Annotated in this window: 16 protein-coding genes; 8 read left to right on the top strand and 8 right to left on the bottom strand. The window is 69.6% G+C overall.

Features of this window, described 5'->3' with window-relative positions; all coding sequences use genetic code 11:
* Positions 1 to 27 precede the first annotated feature (27 nt).
* Positions 28 to 474 carry a Fur family transcriptional regulator gene (locus QRN27_RS11695; RefSeq protein WP_285042374.1) on the bottom strand — a complete coding sequence of 149 codons (447 nt, stop codon included), beginning with the start codon at positions 472 to 474 and terminating at the stop codon, positions 28 to 30.
* 154 nt (positions 475 to 628) lie between these two features.
* Positions 629 to 1240 (bottom strand): TetR/AcrR family transcriptional regulator, encoded by a 612-nt coding sequence (locus QRN27_RS11690; RefSeq protein WP_285042373.1) that lies wholly within the window; start codon positions 1238 to 1240, stop codon positions 629 to 631.
* Between the two features lie 101 nt (positions 1241 to 1341).
* Between QRN27_RS11690 and QRN27_RS11685 the strand changes: the two genes are divergently transcribed.
* Together QRN27_RS11685 and QRN27_RS11680 are read left to right on the top strand one after the other, a co-directional pair.
* Positions 1342 to 2115 carry a lysophospholipid acyltransferase family protein gene (locus QRN27_RS11685; protein WP_285042372.1) on the top strand — a complete coding sequence of 258 codons (774 nt, stop codon included), beginning with the start codon at positions 1342 to 1344 and terminating at the stop codon, positions 2113 to 2115.
* A 111-nt stretch (positions 2116 to 2226) separates the two neighbouring features.
* Positions 2227 to 3129, top strand: coding sequence for a hypothetical protein (locus QRN27_RS11680; protein WP_285042371.1), 903 nt, complete (start codon positions 2227 to 2229; stop codon positions 3127 to 3129).
* Positions 3130 to 3139: 10 nt separating this feature from the next.
* Here the strand turns inward: QRN27_RS11680 and QRN27_RS11675 are convergent, their stop codons facing one another.
* Positions 3140 to 4222 carry an alpha/beta hydrolase gene (locus tag QRN27_RS11675; protein WP_285042370.1) on the bottom strand — a complete coding sequence of 361 codons (1083 nt, stop codon included), beginning with the start codon at positions 4220 to 4222 and terminating at the stop codon, positions 3140 to 3142.
* Positions 4223 to 4417: 195 nt separating this feature from the next.
* Here QRN27_RS11675 and QRN27_RS11670 point away from each other — a divergent pair, with 195 nt between their 5' ends.
* Together QRN27_RS11670 and QRN27_RS11665 are read left to right on the top strand one after the other, a co-directional pair.
* Positions 4418 to 4591, top strand: a complete 174-nt coding sequence (locus QRN27_RS11670) for a CsbD family protein (RefSeq protein WP_285042369.1) — start codon at positions 4418 to 4420, stop codon at positions 4589 to 4591.
* Between the two features lie 96 nt (positions 4592 to 4687).
* Complete coding sequence (locus QRN27_RS11665) at positions 4688 to 4951, top strand: GlsB/YeaQ/YmgE family stress response membrane protein (RefSeq protein WP_056010248.1); 264 nt, start codon at positions 4688 to 4690, stop codon at positions 4949 to 4951.
* 73 nt (positions 4952 to 5024) lie between these two features.
* Here QRN27_RS11665 and QRN27_RS11660 read toward each other — a convergent pair whose 3' ends face one another.
* The 5 genes from QRN27_RS11660 to QRN27_RS11640 form a co-directional block, all read right to left on the bottom strand.
* The gene (locus QRN27_RS11660; RefSeq protein ID WP_285042368.1) at positions 5025 to 5576 is read right to left on the bottom strand and encodes a type 1 glutamine amidotransferase domain-containing protein; all 552 of its coding nucleotides are present in this window, start codon (positions 5574 to 5576) and stop codon (positions 5025 to 5027) included.
* 110 nt (positions 5577 to 5686) lie between these two features.
* Positions 5687 to 6637 carry a G5 domain-containing protein gene (locus QRN27_RS11655; protein ID WP_285042367.1) on the bottom strand — a complete coding sequence of 317 codons (951 nt, stop codon included), beginning with the start codon at positions 6635 to 6637 and terminating at the stop codon, positions 5687 to 5689.
* Positions 6638 to 6726: 89 nt separating this feature from the next.
* Positions 6727 to 7671: a DnaJ domain-containing protein gene (locus QRN27_RS11650; RefSeq protein ID WP_285042366.1), complete on the bottom strand. Its 945-nt coding sequence runs from the start codon at positions 7669 to 7671 to the stop codon at positions 6727 to 6729.
* A gap of 116 nt (positions 7672 to 7787) precedes the next feature.
* Positions 7788 to 9320, bottom strand: coding sequence for a DUF7059 domain-containing protein (locus QRN27_RS11645; protein WP_285042365.1), 1533 nt, complete (start codon positions 9318 to 9320; stop codon positions 7788 to 7790).
* Positions 9321 to 9386: 66 nt separating this feature from the next.
* A complete protein-coding gene (locus QRN27_RS11640; RefSeq protein ID WP_285042364.1) occupies positions 9387 to 12962 on the bottom strand; it encodes an efflux RND transporter permease subunit in 3576 nt (1191 codons plus the stop codon).
* A gap of 254 nt (positions 12963 to 13216) precedes the next feature.
* Here QRN27_RS11640 and QRN27_RS11635 point away from each other — a divergent pair, with 254 nt between their 5' ends.
* The 4 genes from QRN27_RS11635 to murJ all read left to right on the top strand — a co-directional run bounded on the left by QRN27_RS11635 (position 13217) and on the right by murJ (position 19453).
* Positions 13217 to 13597 (top strand): hypothetical protein, encoded by a 381-nt coding sequence (locus tag QRN27_RS11635; protein ID WP_285035232.1) that lies wholly within the window; start codon positions 13217 to 13219, stop codon positions 13595 to 13597.
* A gap of 126 nt (positions 13598 to 13723) precedes the next feature.
* Positions 13724 to 15382 carry a DHA2 family efflux MFS transporter permease subunit gene (locus tag QRN27_RS11630; protein ID WP_285042363.1) on the top strand — a complete coding sequence of 553 codons (1659 nt, stop codon included), beginning with the start codon at positions 13724 to 13726 and terminating at the stop codon, positions 15380 to 15382.
* 128 nt (positions 15383 to 15510) lie between these two features.
* Positions 15511 to 17844: a DUF6049 family protein gene (locus tag QRN27_RS11625; protein WP_285042362.1), complete on the top strand. Its 2334-nt coding sequence runs from the start codon at positions 15511 to 15513 to the stop codon at positions 17842 to 17844.
* A complete protein-coding gene (murJ, locus tag QRN27_RS11620; protein ID WP_285042361.1) occupies positions 17837 to 19453 on the top strand; it encodes a murein biosynthesis integral membrane protein MurJ in 1617 nt (538 codons plus the stop codon). The genes QRN27_RS11625 and murJ overlap by 8 nt, the downstream gene beginning before the upstream one ends.
* Positions 19454 to 19545: the final 92 nt, after the last annotated feature.

Raw genomic sequence — 19545 nt, 5'->3', positions numbered from 1 at the left:
TGCCGTCGAATGATCTGTGGAACGGCGTCAGGACGCATCCGCCTGGCACGCGGGACAGACGCCCCAGAACGTGATCTCGGCTGCGTCGACGAGGTAGCCCGCCGTGTCGTCAGGGTGGAGGCACGGAGCCGAACCCTGCGTGCAGTCGACGTCGACGACGGCGCCGCACGAGCTGCAGACCAGGTGGTGGTGGTTGTCATCGACGCGCAGCTCGTAGCGGCCGGGATGGCCGTCGGGCTCGATGCGACGCACCAGACCGGCTGCCACGAAGGCGTTGAGCACGCTGTAGACGGCCTGCGGAGACGTCTGCGGAGCGCGTGGTCGCAGGCTCGCCACCACCTGCTCCACGTCGGCGTGCGGCGTGCTGGCCAGGATCTCGAGCACGGCGAGGCGCCCCGTGGTGACGCGCAGACCGGCGGCGCGGATCTTGGCGTTGAAGTCGCTCGCCGCCGACGCCACCCCCGATCCGTTCATGCCCCCACCGTATCGAGTTGTTTTGAATTTATCAAAATAAGGACTTCCCCTCAGGTCTTCCCGCAGCCCCCACCACTCTAATATCTGATATGCGCAGGAGCCCGACGGCACGACGATTGTGGAGAAGCGCGAGGGCTGTGGAGGAGGTCTCCCGCTACAACTCGACCGTGAGCAGCGGGCGCAGGGAGCGGCGCGTCTCCTCGGCCATGTCGACGGCGTCGCGATCGAGCAGCCACTGCAACTGCAGGCCGTCCATCATCGCGATGAGCATGCGCGCCGCACTCGCCGGCTCGACGCCCGGCACCAACTGACCCGCGCGAGCCATCACCTGGAACGAGAGGGTCATGCCGTCGATCAACCAGCTGTACCGCCGGACGAAATGGTCGTGTGCCGGGTGGTCCGGTGACGTCGCCTCCGCGGAGAGGACGCAGTGGAGTTCGACGAGACCCGGCACGCGCATGTTGTGCTCGACGAGACGCAGGAGCCCCCGGATGCCCTCGAGACCGCTGCCGATCTCGATCGCGGACTGCTCGCGGTCCCGGTCGTCGCGGAAGTCGAGGATCGCGGCGAGGAGGTCGTTCTTGGTCGAGAAGTGGTGGAGCAGACCGGCCTGACTCATGCCGACACGTTCCGCGACCTCCCGGAGCGAGCCGCTGCGGAAGCCCTGTTCCGCGAAGACGTCCATGCCCGCCTCGAGGATCTCCCGGCGCCTGGCCGCCGTCTTGGCGTAGCTGCCACGGGGGCGGCCGGTCTGCGTTGCCGTCATCCCGCGATCGTATCGCCCGGTCGGGCATCGCGAGACGGACCAGCTCACCGCCGCCCGTCGCACTCCGGCACTTCCTCAGGTGTCTGTCGTACGGTGTCGCCATGAGACGCCCCATCGAGCCCGTATACGACACCGCCGTCGGTGTCGGTCGCTCCCTGTTCGGTGTCTGGCGCCTGCGCCGTCACACCACCGGTATCGAACACCTCCCGGACGACGGCGGGGCGGTGATCGCGATGACCCACTTCGGGTACCTCGAGTTCGCCCTCGTCGAGTGGGCGACCGTGCTCCACAACCGGCGTCGCATCCGCTTCATGGCCAAGCAGGGCGCGTTCGACAAGCCGCTGGTCGGTCGACTCCTGCGCAGTATGCGCCACATCGCCGTCGACATGCGGGCCGGCGGTGCCGCCTATGCGAACGCCGTCGCGGCACTCCGCAGTGGAGAGCTCGTCGGGGTCTTCCCTGAGGCAGGCGTCAGCGCCTCGTTCACCGTCCGGGAGCTGAAGTCCGGCGCCGTCCGCCTCGCCCAGGAGGCCGGCGTCCCGATCATCCCCGTCGCCGTGTGGGGCGGCCACCGGCTCCTCACCAAGAACCACAAGGTCGGCTTCCGCGAGCGCTTCGGCGTGCCGGTGCACTTCTCCTTCGGTGAGCCGATCCAGGTCCACCCCGAGGACGACGTCGCGACGAGCACCGAACAGTTGCGGGACCGCCTGCAGGGCATGATCGACGAGCTGCAGCGCGACTACCCGGTCGACGGCACCGGAGCCTGGTGGCAGCCCCGCTCGCTCGGCGGCACGGCACCGACACCCGCCGAAGCCGCCGCGGCCGACCTCGAGCGCGAACGCCGACGCGAGGCGCGTCGGCAGTCGGCGAGCTGAGCCCACGTCCGCCGCGGTCTATCCTGTGGAGGTGCCACCTCTGACCTCGCCGACCCTTCCCGTGGAGCACCGTCGCTCCGCCGCCCCGTGCCGTGCGTGGACGGTGACACCGTGAGTCGCGGGTGGAACGGCTTCGTGGCGAAGTCGGCCTGGCTCCCCAAGTCCTGGCGTGAACGAGCCGAACGCGCGCTGAGCGAGGAGTCGACGACGGCACCGTCCGCGGCCGACCCGTCGCCCTCGTCGGAGCCGCAGCCCGCCACCTCCGGACGGACACCCGATGCGTCGACCGGTCAGGCCTCCGCCCCGGCGGCACCCGCCGGATCGGCGACTCGGGACGCCACGGAGCACCCGCCGACGCCGGCTCCCACCGCCGACACCGCCACCGCCGCCGGCCAGCAGTCGATGCGATTCATGGACCCGGTCGCGCTCCCCGTCACGGCGTCGGCCCCGGTCGTCCCGCTGAGCGTCGCCATCACCGACTTCGAACTGGCCGACGACTCCGTGATCGGGCCGGCCTCGGTCCTCGACAACCTGGAACTCACCAAAGCGGCCGTCACCAGGATCGCAGCAGCGATCCTCTCAACGGAGGGGCCGATCGCCGTCCCCCGGCTCGTCACGATCGTCGCCCGTCGTTTCGGCGTGGACCGGCTGCCCGAGGAGACCCGGACGGACTTGTCCGCGTTGGTGACGGAGGCGTTCGTCGTGCAGAACGGCTTCGCCTGGCCGACCGGACTCGACGTCGTCACCTGGCGCGGTGTCCGCCGGGTCGTCCATCGCGACCACCGTGCGGTCACAGACATCAGCCCCGCCGAGATCTGCAACGCCATGGAACTCGTCATCGCCGCGAGCCCTGAGCAGGAGGTGGACCGCGAGCAGCTTCCGATGCAGGCGGCCTCCGTCCTCGGCTACGGCCGTCTCGGTGAGACCGCTCGTCGCTGGTTGGATCTGACGCTCGACCAGGCGGTGCTCCACGGCCGTCTCGTCGAGGACGGCGAGCGCATCCGCCTCCCGTGAGACCGGGTCGTCAGCGGACGGGCGGACCCTGCTGTCCGTAGGGGAGGCTCGTGTCGGTGACGCCGTCGATGAAGGCGTCCATGCGCTGCAGGTTGAACCGCCCCTGATCGTTGAGCAGGAACTGGTACTCGTGCTCGAGTCCGGGCCGGTAGTCCGGGTTGAAGATCATGGACTGCACGTCGACCCCGAGCCCCTGGAGTCTCGCCTTGAACTCGACGGACTGCGGGTAGAGCGGGTCCCAGTTGCCGACCGTGATGTAGGTCGGCGGATACTTCGCCGTGAGGTAGTCGACGACCGACGCTGAGGCGACCTCAGGCCGCGTCTTGTAGTCGCGCGCGCCGAAGTAGGACCACAGCACCGTGTCGAGGAACCATCCGAAGCTGCCCTCGGCGTTGACCAGGCTGAGGTCGTAGGCGCCGCAGGCGAGCACGACGCCGGCCAGCTGCTGCGGTTCGATGGGCGACTCGACCTCGATCGAGCTGGCGTACTCGGAGCTCGTCACGACGTTCGCGACCTGGGCGGCGATCTGCGCACCGGCGGAGTCACCGGCGAGGATGAGCTTGGAGGAGTCGACGTTGAGCGCCCGCGCATTGGCGTCGAGGTAGCCGAGGGAGTCGGCGACCTGCTCGATCGGCAGCGGATACTGCCCCTCCGGAGCGATCGTGTACTCCACCGCGACCGCCGTGTACCCCTCACCGGCGAGCACGCGCATGTAGTTGGAGATGAGTTCCTTGCTGCCGGAGATCCAGGCGCCGCCGTGCACCCAGACGATGGTCGGGAGTGCGGCACCGCTCCCGCGGACACCGTCGGGCGTGTAGACGTCGAGGAGGGCGTCGGCGTCGCCGGACCGGTACGGGATGTCGCGTCGCACGTCGACGCCGTCCGGCACGAACTTCTCGAGGTCCGACTGCACGACTTTCGCCCGCTCGTCGAACGCCATCCGGATGACCATCGACCCCGGCCAGGGCGTCAGTTGCAGCCAGACGAAGATGACCAGCGCGATGGCGAGGATCACACCGATGATCCAGAACATGGTGTTGCGGACGATGCGCAGGAATCGCGAGAAGCCGGAACGAGGGCGGTCTGTCCTCAAGCGATTCACCTCCTGGCGGGTCTGGACGGCGGCACTGCCTGGCGGAACACGAACATCAAGTGTCGCATCCGTCGGCGCACCACTGGAGCCGCCGAAGGTTTTCGACGGATTCCGTGACGAATGGGACGCGAGCTGCGTCTTACCTCATGAACCGGTCATCACCGCCGGTTTCCAACGCAGAAGAAGGAGTACGCCATGAGTGCATCGGACAAGATCCAGAACGCCGCTGAAGACCTCGCGGGCAAGGCGAAGGAAGCCCTCGGCAAGGTCACCGGCGACGACAGCAAGGTCGCGGAGGGCAAGGCCGACCAGACCAAGGCCGACGCCAAGAAGGCCGGCGAGAATGTCAAGGACGTCTTCAATAACTAGTCCTCGCGATACAGTGGCTGGCCCCGCTCACCGGCGGGGGTAGCACCACGATCGGTCGGCACCCCGCTCGATCCAGCAATCACATTTGGAGACATCATGAGTTTTCTCGGCTTCCTGCTGCTCGGCCTCATCGCCGGCGCCATCGCCAAGGCCATCCTTCCGGGTCGTCAGGGCGGCGGCTGGTTGATCACGCTGCTGCTCGGTGTCGTCGGGGCACTGCTCGGTGGTTGGCTCGGCGGCCTCCTCTTCGGCGCGAACCTCCAGGAGTTCTTCTCGCTGCAGACGTGGCTCCTCGCCATCGGCGGTTCCATCGTCGTGCTCCTCATCTACGGCGCACTGACCCGCAACAAGAAGGCGTAACGACAGCCTCACAGCACGCGAACGCCCGGTCCCTCTCGAGGGGCCGGGCGTTCGTCGTTGTTCGGTCAGGCGGTCAGGCGTGCTGGCCCTCGTGCTCGCCCTCGCCGATCTCTTCGACGAGCTTGGCGTTGAACGCCGGCAGGTCGTCGGGCGTCCGGCTCGACACCAGACCCTGATCGACGACGACCTCCTCGTCGACCCAGGAGGCTCCAGCGTTCCGCAGGTCCGTCTTGAGGCTCGGGTAGCTGGTCAGTTCGCGGCCTCGGACCACATCGGCCTCGACGAGGATCCATGCGCCGTGGCAGATCACGCCCACCGGCTTGCCCTGCTCGAAGAAGGCCTTCGCGAAGGCGATCGACGCCTCGTCCAGGCGGAGGTCGTCGGCGTTGACGACACCACCGGGCAGCACGAGCGCGTGGTAGTCGTCAGAGGATGCCTCGGCGACGGCCACGTCGACCGGCTGGACGTGCCCGTTCTTGCCGGTCACGTCCTGCGTCGCGGGGGAGACCAGTCGGGCCGTGGCGCCTGCACCGGTGACCGCCTCCCAGGGGCTGGTCAGTTCGCTGTCCTCGTAGCCGTCCGTCAGGAGGAAGGCCACCTGCTTGCCGTCGAGTTCTGCACTCATCGTCGCTCCAATCCATCAGCGTCAGGGACGCCGACCGGCGACCCGTCAGCGACGATACGCGCAGCCCTGAAGCGACGGCCCGGCCTTCCGCCGAGCGCGAACGGGCTTGCTCAGGCGTCGCAGGCGATGCCGTCCCCGTCACGGTCGAGGTCGTACACGTCGCTTCCGACGACGTACACCGGTCCCGGCGTGTAGGCCGGTCCGTTCCCGCTGCCGCCGGCGCAGTCGACGTCGCTCGCGATCGGGACGCACTGCCCCTCGTAGTTCGGGTCGCAGCCGCCGCCGACCGGGTCGGCGACGGGTGCTGGAGCCACGGGCGCGGGTTGCCGGGTACCGACCGAGGTCACCTGCGTGACGGGCTGCACCGTGACGATCTGGGAGACGACCTCGCGGGCGACCTCAGCACCGGCCCGCGTCGTCACGCGGTAGGTGTTCGTCTGCTGACCGTCGACTCCGACGGTGGTGACGGCGACCTGACCGACGTCGAGGTTCGGGTCCTGGACCTCGGTCGCCGTGAATGGCACCGCGACGACCTCCGTCACCTCGGTGACGACGTCGGTCGGGGTGGGTGTCGAGGTGGGACGCGGTTCGACGGCAGCATCGGCCGAGCCGTCTGGGGCGGACAGCAACGCTGCCGGACGGTTCACGACGGGATGGACCGCCGCATTGGCGCTCCCGCCGACCACGACGAGACAGAGGCCCGCCCCGATCACTGCGGCAGCCATGCCGCGGTTCCGGATCCCCAGAGACGTGACTCGACCACGGACGAGCGCGACCGTTCCGATGACCGCCGCAACGACGGCGACGAGCGTGAGCATCGCCCAGAACGCGCCGCCGACTGCACTGATCAGCAGCAGGGCGCCGACGAGACTCAGGAGCACGATGTGGAGCGGGCCGAGCCGTCGCGTCCGCGTCGTCGGGACGCCGTCGGCCGGCGTGGCTGCGAGAGGGAGGGTCGGCGTGCTCGCCAGGACGCGCTGGCCGCCCCAGGCAGCACCGGTCCACCATCGCTGGCCACCGGGCTGTTCAGGGTCCGGGTACCAACCCGCGGGAGACGTCATGCCCTGATGGTGGGGCCTGGCGCCCATCCGCACAAGAACCCCGAGTGGGGCGGTGGGGGGTTTCACCCACAGGTGTCGTCCTGCGAGGCTCAGACGCCCACGAAGCGGACGGTCTGCTGGAGCCTGGTGCGGATGTCGAACAGCTGGTTGCCACCCATGCGCTCGATGCCTGGAAGACCCGTGCGGAGCACGTCGGCGAGCCGGGAGCGCTCCACGAGGACGGTGACGGGGTGCTTCCGGCCGATGAACTCGACGGACTCCTCGACGGCGCCGTCGGGCACGACGATGACCGAGGCGGTGAACTTCACGCGAGCCGCCTTCGCGACCGTGCGCGCCGAGCGGACGATCGATCGCACGGGCTCCTCTCGGGCGCCGAGCGTCTCGCCGACGACCTCACCACGATGCACGCTCACCGGCCCGCCCCAGTCCTCGGACTTCACCGCGAACAGCCCGGTGGGGCCGAGGACCACGTGATCGATCTTCGCCTCGCCGGGAGCCAGGACGTCGTGCCACACGGTGTACCCGATGCCGAGCGTCGCCACCGTGCGCGCTGTCTGCTCCTCCGCCAGTGCGTTGGCGAGCTGGTGTCGGATCTCGCGCGGGGCGGAACGGACGAGCTTCGGGTCGTACGGGTCGTCGAGGGGGACGCCGCGGCCGACCCACTCCCTGATGAGCTCGAGGTAGGCCTCCCGTGAGTCGCCGCCGGGGTGCCCGTAGGCCCGCGCTCGAGGACGGGAGTCCGCCCGCTGGGTGCCGGAGCGACCGGTGGTGGACGCGGACCAGGTGGGCTCGTCGTCCGCGTCGACGCCGCCGGACGGGACGTTCCGACCGCGATCGTACGCGGCTCGACCGTCGACCGTGCCGACGCGTTCCCACGCCAGTTGCACGGCGTTGAACTGCCGGGCGCTGCCGCCGAGGTCGGGATGCGTCTCGCGCATCAGCCGGCGATACGCCCGTCGGAGCTCGTCCTGCGACGCCGTCGCGCTCACACCAAGCACCTCGTACGGGCTGGCTGAGAGTGGGCTCTCCGGCATCGAGGGTGGTCGCTTTCGTCGGCGGGGTCGGTGTCTCCGACACGGGAGACTATCGCGGTCAGCTGGCAGAGCGCCGAAGTGCCGCTCGCCGACCGTGCTCCCGATACGGCGCCCGATCAGACGGCGGGAAGCAGGATCCCGTCGTCGATGAGCGCCCGCACGCGGGGGAGGAGTTCGTCGCCGAGCTCGACGGCGTCGACCTCGACGAGTTGCGCGATCGCGTCGACGATGGCACCGAGGGCGAGTTCGCCGTCGCACGCACCGACGAGTCCGGCGAGTCCCGTGTCGACGCCCACGGACCTGGCCAGCCCGCCGCCCTGGCGCAGGTGCATCGCCGTCGGGTCCTCGTCGCCCGGCCAGTAGTGACGCTCCTCCGTGACGTCGCCGGCGAGGACGACGCGCTCACGGAGCAGGGCCTGGTCGTCGAGCGCGACCTGCCAGTCGTGCGCGGCGAGGCAGACGGCGAGGTGGGCTCCGAGGCCCGCCGAGTTGGATCCCGCATGGCCGTGGAGACGCTCGAGCCGGCGCAGCGGGGTGGGGGAGTCGGTCCGCCGGAGCAGGACGTACCCGAACCCGACGCCCGTCACCGACCGTGATGCGAAGTCGTCGAGCCAGGCTGCCGCGAGGCGTTCGAACTCGGCGGTGCCGGCCCTCGTCCCACCGTCCCGGATCCAGGTCTCGGCGTACTCCGCCGGATCCTGCACCTCGCGTTCGATCACCCAGGCGTCCACCGTCTCGCGACTGTGCTCCACCCAGTCCGCCACGCGATCGAGTCCGTCCGTCCGCGCGCGGTACTCCCAGTTGCCGAGGAACTGGGCCACCCCGTCCTCCGTCAGATGCCGGGCCGCCTCGACGAAGACCGACTCGACGAGGGCGTCACCGACGAGCCCGCCGTCGCGGTACTCGTAGTTCGGGACCCCCTCCATCCGTGGCGTGATGACGAACGGCGGGTTCGAGACGATGCGGTCGAACCGCTCGCCGGTCACCGGCTCGAACATGCTGCCGAGACGGAACTCGATCGAGTCGATGCCGTTGAGCCGCGCGTTGAGTGCCGCGAGCTCGAGCGCCCGCTCGGAGATGTCCGTCGCGACCACGCGGTCGGCGATCCGCGACAGGTGGAGTGCCTGGATGCCGCACCCCGTGCCGAGGTCGAGTGCCGATCCGACCCGCTCGGGCAGGATGATGCCGCTGAGGGTCATCGATGCGCCACCGACGCCGAGCACGTGCTCCTCACCGAGTTCGTGGCCGAGGGCGAGTTCGCCGAGGTCGGAGGCGATCCACCAGGCCCCGCTGCCGTTCGCGTCCACCCAGGCATAGGGGCGGAGGTCCAGGGCCGGCCGGAGACCACCCTCGTCGGCCCGGCTGAGGAGGCCGAGCTCCACCGCTCCGTCGGCGCCGAGCGTCGGCAGAGCGCGGGAGACCGCATCGACGTCCGCCGGCAGCCCGAGGATGAACAGCCTCGCCAAGGTCGCGACCGGCTCCACGCCCTCCGTGCCCTCTCGGGCGTCGAGCGCTCGGATCGCCACGACACGGTTCGATCGGTGCAGGGCCGCCTCGGCCATCTCACCCCACAGGCCGCGCACCCGTTCCACGGTGTACCCGGCGGTCGTGAGGTCGGCACGGAGGAGGTCGATCAGTCGCTGGTCCACGCCCCCAGTGTGCCAGCTGCGGGGTGAGCAGTTCCGCGAAGCGGCCCCACTCACCCCGCCCGCCGATCAGCGGTCCGCCGCCATGATCGACTCCAGGTCCTCGTCCGCGTCCTGATCGGTGGACGCGGCCGCCTGCTCGGCCTTGGCCGCACGCTTCCGCTCCCGCTTCGCGAGACGTCGCTCGGTGCGCCGCTCCAGGAGCAGGTAGAGCACCGGCACGAGGATGAGCGTCAGCAATGTCGAGGAGACGAGACCGCCGATCACCACGATCGCGAGCGACTGCGAGATGAAGACGCCGCCGCCGGTGAGGCCGAGAGACATCGGCACCAGGGCGAAGATCGTGGCGCAGGCGGTCATGATGATCGGTCGCAGTCGGAGCCTCGCGCCGTGCAGGACGGCGTCGTCGATGCCGTCACCCCGCGCACGGTACGAGTTGACCAGGTCGATCAGGACGATCGCGTTCGTGACGACGATCCCGATGAGCATGAGCAGGCCGATCATCGACGGGATACCGAGCGGCGTGCCCGTGATGAGCAGCGCGGCGATCGCTCCGGTGGCCGCGAACGGCACCGAGACGAGCAGGATGAGCGGTTGGAGCAGGCTCTTGAACGTCGCCACCATCACGATGAAGACGAGGACGATCGCGATGAGCATGGCGAGGCCGAGCTGTGCGAACGACTCCTCCTGATCCTGGGCGACACCGCCGACGGACGCCGTGACGCCGCTCGGGAGGTCCAGGCCGTTCAGCCCCTGCCGCACGGCGAGGGTCGTCGCGCTGAGGTCGTCACCGGTCGGGGTCGCCGACACGGTCACGGTCCGCACGCCGTCGATGCGGGTGATCGCTGCGGGGGCCTGCTCCTCCACCACCTGCGCCACCGCGCTCACGGGGATCGGGACGGCGTTGACGTTGGCGAGGTCCTTCTGCGCCTGGGTCAGACGGTCGGCCTCGGCCTGCTGCTCGGCCGCCTCCGCCTCCGCGTCACGCATCGCGGTCAACTGCTCGTCGATCGTCGTGATGGAACCCTGGAGCTGGGTGATGGCGTCGCTCAGCCCTGCGAGCTGCGCGGCACGGGCCTCGTAGGCCTGCTGCGCGGCCTCCTCCTCCGGCGTGGTGGGCGTGACGGGCGGAACCTCGACCGGCGCCGACTGCAGCGCACTCAACTGCGCTCGGAGCGCTTCGAGCTGCGACGCGGCCGTCGACCGCGCCTCCTGGAGTTCCGAGCGTTGCTTCGTAGCCTGGGACGCGGCCTCGTCCTTCGCCTGCTGCGTGGCCTGGTCCTGCTCGGCCGTGAGCGCATCGGTCGCGGCCTTCTGGGCCGCTGCCTGCTGCAACGCGCTGACAGGGAGCGGGAGTGCTGCGATCTCCGCCGGCGTCGTCCCGACGCGCTGCGAGCGCACGATGATGTCCCGGGAAGCGCCCTCGAGGATGACCGAGCCCGTCGGCGTGCCACGGAGTGCGCTGGCAATGGCCTGCCCGACCTGTTCCTGGGTGAAGCCGTAGCGGGCTGCGGCGGCGCGGTCCACGTTCACCTTCAGCAGTCCCTGCTCGTCGGCGAGGTCACTCGTCGCATCCCGCAGACCGTGGGTCGTGCCGAGCATCTCCTGGACGGTCGCGGCGGCCGTCGCCAGGGCCACGGGGTCCTCGCCCTGGAGCGTCACCTCCATGCCACCGCCGCCACCGGCGAGTCCTGCGCCGGCGTCTCCGACGGTGATCTCGCCGACGTCGTCGAGCTTCGCCACGGCGTCGCGGATGGTGTCGGCCACGGCCTCCCGCGAGCTCTCCTCACCCACGGTCACGCTGATCTGCGCCGTGTTGCTCGATCCGCTCCCGCCGACGGTGGTGAGGTACCCCGACACCCCTGCGGTCTTCGCGAGGACGGCCTCGACGATCGCCGCCGCATCGCTGGTCACGTCCAGACTCGTCCCCTCAGGGAGCTCCTGGGTGACGGTGACCGTGTTCTCGCCCCCGATGTCTCCGAGGTAGTCGGTCTTCAGGAACCCGGCCGAGACGATCGTCCCGGCGAACACGACGGCTGCGATCAGCAGGGTGACCACCGGCCGCTTGAGCGCCGTGGTGAGGACCGGGAGGTAGGCGCGCTGCAGTTTGGAGTACGCCTCCGACTCGTCCTCGTCGACGGTCGGAGCGACGTCGGAGGCCGCTGCCGGCGAAGAGGAGCCGCGCATGAACCAGTAGGCGAGGACCGGGACGATCGTGAGCGACACCACGAGCGAGGCGATGAGCGCCACGGAGACGGTGACGGCGAACGGCCGGAACAGCTCGCCGACCGTGCCTCCGACGAAGGCGACGGGCAGGAACACCGCGACCGTGGTGATGGTCGACGCCGTCACGGCACCGGCCACCTCGCGGACGGCGTCGACGACGGTCTCGGCGGTCATGACGCGACCGCTGTGTCGACGTTTGATGTTCTCGATGACGACGATGGAGTCGTCGACCACCCGCCCGACCGCCACCGTCAGGGCGGCGAGGGTGAAGATGTTCAACGAGTAGTCGCCGATCCACAGCCCGATCATCGCGATGAGCAGCGACAGGGGGATCGAGACGGCGGTGATGATCGTCGAGCGGATCGACAGCAGGAACACGAGGATCACGATGATGGCGAACAGGAGCCCGAGCCCACCCTCGACGGAGAGGTCGTGGATCGACTGCTCCACCATCGGCGACTGGTCGAAGACCACAGTGAACTTGGCGCCGGATCCCAGTTCCTGCTCGAGCCCGGGCAGGGCATCGCGGATCGCGTGAGCGAGTTGGACGGCGTTCGCCGACGGGTCCTTGAGGATGGTGAGGGAGAGCGAGGGGAGGCCGTCCGCTCGCGCGATGGAGGTCTCCGCCGCGGGCACGAGCTCGACGTCGGTGACGGCGGAGAGCGCGAACGGCCCGTCCTCGTGCTGGATGGGGAGCGCTTGCAGCTCCTCGAGTGAACCGACCGCCGAGCCGACCTCGATCGAGAGTTCCTTACCGGCGTCCACGCTCGTCCCCGCCGCGGTCACCGCGCCGCTCGCCTGCACGGCGGCCACGACCTCCTCGGCCGTGACCTTCTTGGCGGCGAGGTCGGCCGGACGCATCGTGATGACGAGCTGCGTCGCGTTCTGCCCGGCCAGGTCGACCTGGCGGACACCGGAAATGCCGCGGAGGGCGGGAAGGACGGTGCTCTCGACCCGGCCTGCGAACTCGCCTGTCTCGTCTTCGGAGGCGATGGCGAGTTGGAGGACGGGGATGTCGTCGCTGCCACCGGCGAAGACCTCGGTGGTCGTGCCGCTCGGGAGGGCGCTCTTCAGACCGGCGAGCGCGCTCCGGATGTCGCCGACGATCTTCTCGTCGTCCTGGCCGAAGTCCCAGCTCACCTGCAAGGAGGTGGAGCCGCCGACGGAGGTCGAGGTGACGCCGGTCACGCCCTTGATGCCCTGCACCGCCTGTTCGACCGGCTCGGTCACCTCCCGCTCCACGGACGCGGGCGATGCACCGGGGTAGGTGGCCGACACGTAGGCGCCGGGCTGTTGGACGGACGGCAGCAGCTCCTGCTTCAGGGAGCCGACGGCGAAGAGGCCGAACACGACGATGGCGGCGGTGATCAGGCCCACGATCAATCGGTTGGCGAGACTGAGCCTCGTGAGGAATGACATGGGCGGCTGGCCTCTCGGTCGCGGAGTGGGCGCGAGTCGCCCCAGTCCACGCTAGGGAGTGCCGTCCGCCGCCACATCCGCACGATGATGGACCTCTGGCCGGCCGGCCATCCGCCGATCGGACGACGCCGATGGTCCTCGGGTACCAGGCGCGGTGACGGTTCGACCGCGTCTTGACGGCGAGGTGCGCCGACACGAGGCGTACCCTTGATACCCGAGTGCGCGCCGCCGGTGCGTCGGAGCGAGGAGGGTACGTGGATCTGCAGGCGGTCGACCTCCCGAAGCTGCGGCGTGATGCGCAGCTCGAACGGGACGTCATCATCGAGCACCGCGCACGTGACGGCGAGGACCCGTGGGACTTCCTGCCGTCGATGCCGACGGTCGACGAGCTCGTCGTCGCCGTGCTCCGGGACGACGCGCTGCACGCACGAGGGCTGGCCGCCCAGCACGCCATGGCGCGCCTCGCGGGGTACTCCTCGCTGGAGGACGCCCAGGACCACCGCGACAATGCGGACCATTTGGAGTATGAGGTGCTGCGGGAGATCGCCCGAGTGCACCCGGAACTGACCCGTGCCGTGTGGCGGATGTCGGGCAAGGTCGCTCGCCCGCCGTGGGAGGGCGACGACGCGGAGTAGCGGCGTCTCAGGGCACGATGCGGTGGACGAGTCGTATTCCCGATTTCGAATACGACACATGGTGGGTGACAACCGCTGAACGCGAGCGCATACTCAAATTATGCAGCTAGCTGATCGTTTCCGCGCATGACGGAATCCAACACGTCCGAGACGCCTGGACGAAGCACCGCCGACCGCCGCAAGTGGTTCGGACTCGTCGCCATCAGCGTCGCCGTCGCGCTCATCATCGTCGACTCCACCATCGTCAACGTCGCGATCCCGTCGATCGTGGACGACCTCGGCATCTCGTCGACCCAGGTCCAGTGGGTCCAGGAGTCCTACACCCTCGTCTTCGCCGCGCTCCTCATCGTCTTCGGGACCCTCGCGGACCGGGTGGGTCGCCGGAGGATGCTCCTCCTCGGGGTCGTCGTCTTCGTCGCAGCATCGGTGTTCGCCGCTCTCGCAGCGACCGGCGAGCTCCTGATCCTCGCGCGGGTCGTCCAGGGCGTCGGTGGGGCGATGATCCTCCCCACGACCCTCTCGATCATCAACGCGACGTTCCGAGGGCGCGACCGGGCGATCGCCTTCGCCGTCTGGGGTTCGACGATCGGCGGCATGGTCGCGGTCGGGCCGCTCCTGGGTGGCTGGCTGACGACCGACTTCTCGTGGCGCTGGGCGTTCGGCATCAACGTGCCGCTCGGTGTCGTCATCGTGATCGGCCTGCTCCTGTTCGTCTCCGAGTCGCGAGACGTGGCGACCGGAGGCATCGACGGTGTCGGTGCTGCGCTGTCGATCGTCACGAGCTCGTCGCTCGTCTTCGGGCTGATCGAGGGTCGCAGCCTCGGCTGGTGGACGACCGAGGCACCACTGGTCGTCGGCGACTGGACGTGGCCGTTCTCGCTCTCCCCGGTGCCCATCGCGCTCCTGGTGACCGTCATCGGTGCGATCGCGTTCGTGCTGTGGGGCCGCCGGCGCGTGCGGCAGGGGCGGAGCACCATCATCGCCTTCTCGCTCTTCTCTCTGCCGTCCTTCCGCAACGGCAACATCGCTGCTCTCATCGTCTCTCTGGGCGAATTCGGCATCATCCTGTCGCTCCCGATCTGGCTGCAGAACGTCCTCGGCTACAGCGCGCTCCAGACGGGCGTGGTCCTCTTGGCCCTGGCGATCGGATCGTTCGTCGCGAGCGGCTTCGCCGGTGCCTTCGGGAACCGTGTCGCGCCGGTGACGATCGTGCGGGTGGGCATCCTCGCGGAGATCGCCGGCGTCGTCGGCATCGGGTTCGCGGTCGGAACCTCCACCCCGTGGTTCGCGATCGCCGCGTCACTCTTCGTCTACGGGTTCGGGGTCGGACTCGCGACCGCACAGCTGACCGGCGTCGTCTTGAAGGACGTCCCGGTCGAACAGAGTGGGCAGGGCTCAGGGACGCAGAGCACAGCGAGGCAGATCGGATCGGCCCTCGGCATCGCCGTCCTCGGCACCGTACTGTTCGTCAGCACCGCTTCCGTGCTCGACGCTCGACTCGACGACGCCGGGATCCCCACCACCCAGCGCGACGCCCTGGTCTCGAGCGTGGTCGACAGCGCCGGGGCGTCCATCGCCGGACTCGCCGCAGACCCGGCGACGGCGTCGGTCGCCGAGGATGCCAAGGTCGCGCTCTCGGACGGCACGCGGTACGCGGCCTTCGCTGCCGCCGCGTTCCTGGCCGTCGGGTTCCTCGCGACCCTGTCGCTCGGTCACGGCCGGCGTGAGGGCGAGGGTCCGCCGGACGAGGGCGACGCCGATCGCATCGGGTCAGACGGGTCCTAGCCCGGCGCTCGGTGGCGCTCCCGGCGGATGCCGTGACCTCCCGGTGCACAAGCACCCAGGTTCGTTTGGGGCGCCACCGTAGAATCGTGAGCGGACCACTCCGCCTGAGCGACGTGGTCCATCAGCCCATGACACGACCAAGCCGCCTCCCACGCCTCCTCAGCGCCCTCGCAGCAGCCGCGCTGTCGTTCGCCGTCGTGTCCTCCGGGCTCTTCTCGCCAGGGTCCCTCGCCGCTGCCGCACCCCTGCAGACCGCCCATGCCGCCACGACGCCGGACGGTCTCGTGTCGGTCGAGGTGAGTCCGAGCGACGGGGGAGCGGTCGAGCAGTCCTCGATCACGTCCTTCGGCATCACCCTGACGAACGGCACCGACGACGACCTGCCGGCCGGTTCCCTCTCGCTGGCCGTCACGACCGCGCGCATCACCGGGACGGCCGCGCTCGACACGTGGCTCGACACCTCGGGTGCCGACGCGGCGACGACGCCGACCGGGACGACCGTCGTGCGGACCATCGAGATCCCGGAACTCATCGCGGGGCAGCAGTACGTGGTGAGCGGCCTCGACTTCACGCCCCCGGCACTCGGGTTCGACGACGCGGACGCCTGGGGCTCCTACGGCGTCTCCGCCGGTTACACGGCGGGGGACACGGCCGCCGGAGGGCGGACGGCGCTGGTCTGGCGATCCCAGGGACAGCCCACCGCGGCCTCCCTGGCCTTCGTCGCCCCACTCACTGTCCCGATCAGCTACGGCGGCCTCCTCGACGCCGACGAGCTCACCGAGCTCACCGACGACGACGGCGCCCTCACCACCCAGCTCGACGCGTACTTCGGCGAACAGATCGCCCTCGGGATCGACCCTCGGATCATCGCCTCCATCAGAGCGCTCGGCACCCGTGCGCCCCAGGGCGCCGTGGCCTGGCTCGCCCGGCTCGAGGCCGCACCGAACGAGACGTTCGCCCTCCAGTACGGCGACGCGGAACCCGCCGTCCAAGCCGAGGCCGGGCTCGGACAGTTGATGGCACCGACCTCGTTCTCGTTCGCCTTGGACGTCGCCGACTTCCCTGCGGTGCAGCCCACCGACACCCCGACGCCGACCGACGCACCGACGACCGACCCCGACGGCGTCCAGCCGAGCCCGCAGACCGGCCCGTCACCCGCGACGGCGACTGATGAAGCGTCCCCGACCACGACACCGTCCGAAGGGCCCAGCCCCACGCCGTCCCCCTCGGAGACGCCCGCTCAACCCGTCCCGACCGTTCCGACGATGGCCGAGCTGCTCGAATGGAGCTACTCACTTCCGAACATCGTGTGGGCGAGCGGCGCGGTGACCGATGCCGACCTCTCCGTCTTCACGGCGTCCGGTGGCGCGGTCGCGATGATCGACTCCGACAACACCTCCACGAGCGGCCAGACGGTCCGCGCATCGGCGACAGTCGGGACGACGCCGACCCTCCTGGTCGACCATGGACTCGCCGACTCACTGGGCGCCGCCGCCTCGGCGACGACGGACAGCGCGTTCCAGAACGCCATCGCGGACGTGAACGCCCGGGCCGCCGCCATCGGGACCGAGGGGTCGACGGGCGGAACGGTCGTCGCCGTCCTCCCGCGCGCCGTCGACGCTGCCCTCCCAGCCCTGGGCGACACGGTCAACACGCTCCGCTCGTTGCCGGCCACCGCCCGGACGTCCCTCGCGAGCACCCTCACGGAGCAGCCGACCGCGGTCAGCCTCGGTGCGATGGCCCCGAACGACGACCGGGTGTCGGACGTCCGAGTCCTCCTCGACGACGAACGCCTCGTCACCGAGTTCTCCTCGGTGCTGAACGAACCGGAGTTGTTGACCGGGCGTGAGCGCGCCACGCTGCTCTCCAGCCTCGCCGCCGGGTGGCTCCCTACGGCTGAGGGTTGGGGCGCCGCGGTCACCGCGCAGCAGGAACGCACGGACACGGTCCTCGCATCGGTCCGCGTGACGGACAGCAGTCGCATCAACATGGTGGGCGGCGAGGTGTCGTTGCCGTTCGCGGTCCGGAACGACCTGCCGTACCCCGTCACCGTCGTGATGCAGGCGTCGCCGAGCAACGGTCGCCTCAGCATCTCCGGGTCCGTCACGCAGGAGATCGCCGCGGATTCACGGGCCACCGTCCTCGTCCCCGTCCAGGCGCAGATCGGGAACGGTGACGCCACCCTCCGACTGCAACTGTTCAGCACGAGTGGTCAGGCCATCGGCGAGCAGTCGTTCGTCGGGGTGAACGTCCGCGCCGACTGGGAGGGCATCGGCGCCGTCGTCCTCGCGCTGCTCGTCGCCCTGCTGTTCGTTAGCGGGGTCGTCCGCATGGTGCTCAGCCGTCGGGCGAAGCGCCGCGCTTTGTCCGATTCCGCGGGCGTCACTCCCGCCGACGATGAGCGTCCGGACGGAACGCCCCCGGTAGAGTCGTCACCCGGACGACGGGAGACGAATGGCTGACGGCATCGGCAGGGCGAGCGCCCTCCTCGCCTCGGGGACGCTGGTCTCCCGGCTCCTTGGCTTCGTCAAGGCCATCCTCGTGGCACAGGCGATCGGTGTCGTCGTCATCGGCGACACCTTCGCCATCGCGAACCAGTTGCCGAACACGATCTACGTCATCATCGGCGGCGGTGTCCTCAGCGCCGTGCTGGTGCCGCAGATCGTCCGAGCCGGCATCCACGCCGACGGTGGCAACGCGTACATCAACAAGCTCGTGACCATCACCCTGGTGTTCATCGGTGGAGCCACGGCGGTCATCACACTGCTGGCGCCGATCTTCGTGTTCATCGTTGCCGCCACCCTGCCGCCGGACCAGTTCGCGTTGGCGACGGCGTTCGCCTACTGGTGCCTCCCGCAGATCCTGTTCTACGCCCTGTACACGGTGCTCGGCGAGGTGCTCAACGCACGCAAGATGTTCGGGCCGTTCACCTGGGCGCCCGTGCTCAACAACGTCATCGCGATCGCCGGCCTGGTCGCCTTCATCGGCGTGTACGGCAGCGGTGACCTCGCTGTGCGCGAGTGGACCGACGGCAGGACCGTCCTGCTCGCGGGGTCCGCCACGCTCGGCGTCGTGGTCCAGGCCGCGTTCCTCATGTTCTTCTGGCGGAAGGCCGGGCTGCGCTTCCGGCCCGACTTCCAGTGGCGGGGTGTGGGACTCCGAGCCACTGGTCGAATCGCCAGCTGGACCTTCGGCATGTTGCTGCTGACGACCGGCGCGGGGATCATCGAAACCCAGATCGTCGCCTCCGTCAGCGATCAGGGGCCATCCGTCGCGATCCTCAACTACGCGTGGCTGATCTTCATGCTGCCGCACTCGATCATCACCGTCTCCATCGCGACGGCGTACTTCACCCGCATGAGCGAGCACGCGCAGGGCACCCGGGAGCACGGGCGTGACATCCCTCGACTCCAGGCCGACATCTCGGCGGCGATCCGCGTCGTGAGCGTCCTCATCGTCCTCGCCGCCGCGGTCATCATGGTGGTGGCCGTCCCCTTCGGCAGCGTGTTCGCGGAGACCTTCGAGCAGGCTCAGGCCATGGGCGGCATCATCATCGCCTTCGTCATCGGACTGGTCCCGTTCTGCATCCTCTTCGTCCTGCAGCGCGCGTTCTATGCGCTGGGTGACACGAGGACACCGTTCTTCTTCACGCTGTTCCAGACGCTGCTCTTCGTGCTGCTCGCGATCGTCGTCCTGCTCGTCCTGCCGAAGCACCTGGTGGGTGCCGGCGTCGCCCTCGCCATCACGGTCGCGTGCATCGCCCAGACGGTGGTCGCAGCATGGTTGCTCCGGCGTCGGCTGGGCGGCCTCGACACGAAGCGGATCCTCCTCAGCCTCCTGCGATACGTCGCGGCCGCGATGCCGGCCGCCGCGGTCGGCGTCGTCGTCCTGTCGCTGTTGGGCGGCATCGGGGAGGAGGGGTTCACCACCGCGACGATCCCCGGAGCAATCATCACGATGGCGGTCGTCGGCGCCGTCATGGCGGCGGTCTACCTCGCCGTCCTCGCCCTCCTGCGGACGCCGGAACTCAAGGCCGCTCTGGCACCCGTCCTCGCTCGCCTCGGCCGCTGATCGCCGCCTGACGGACGAGCGCATCGCGCGCACCTGAGAGCTGTCCGAGGCCCCACAGCAGCGGAATAGGCGCCGGTTAGGATGTGTTACAC

Origin of the sequence: Plantibacter sp. LMC-P-059a, assembly GCF_030209505.1 — a bacterium.
Taxonomy (GTDB): domain Bacteria; phylum Actinomycetota; class Actinomycetes; order Actinomycetales; family Microbacteriaceae; genus Plantibacter.
Note: the sequence above shows the minus strand (reverse complement) of the source record. Positions and strands in the feature narration are given on the sequence as shown.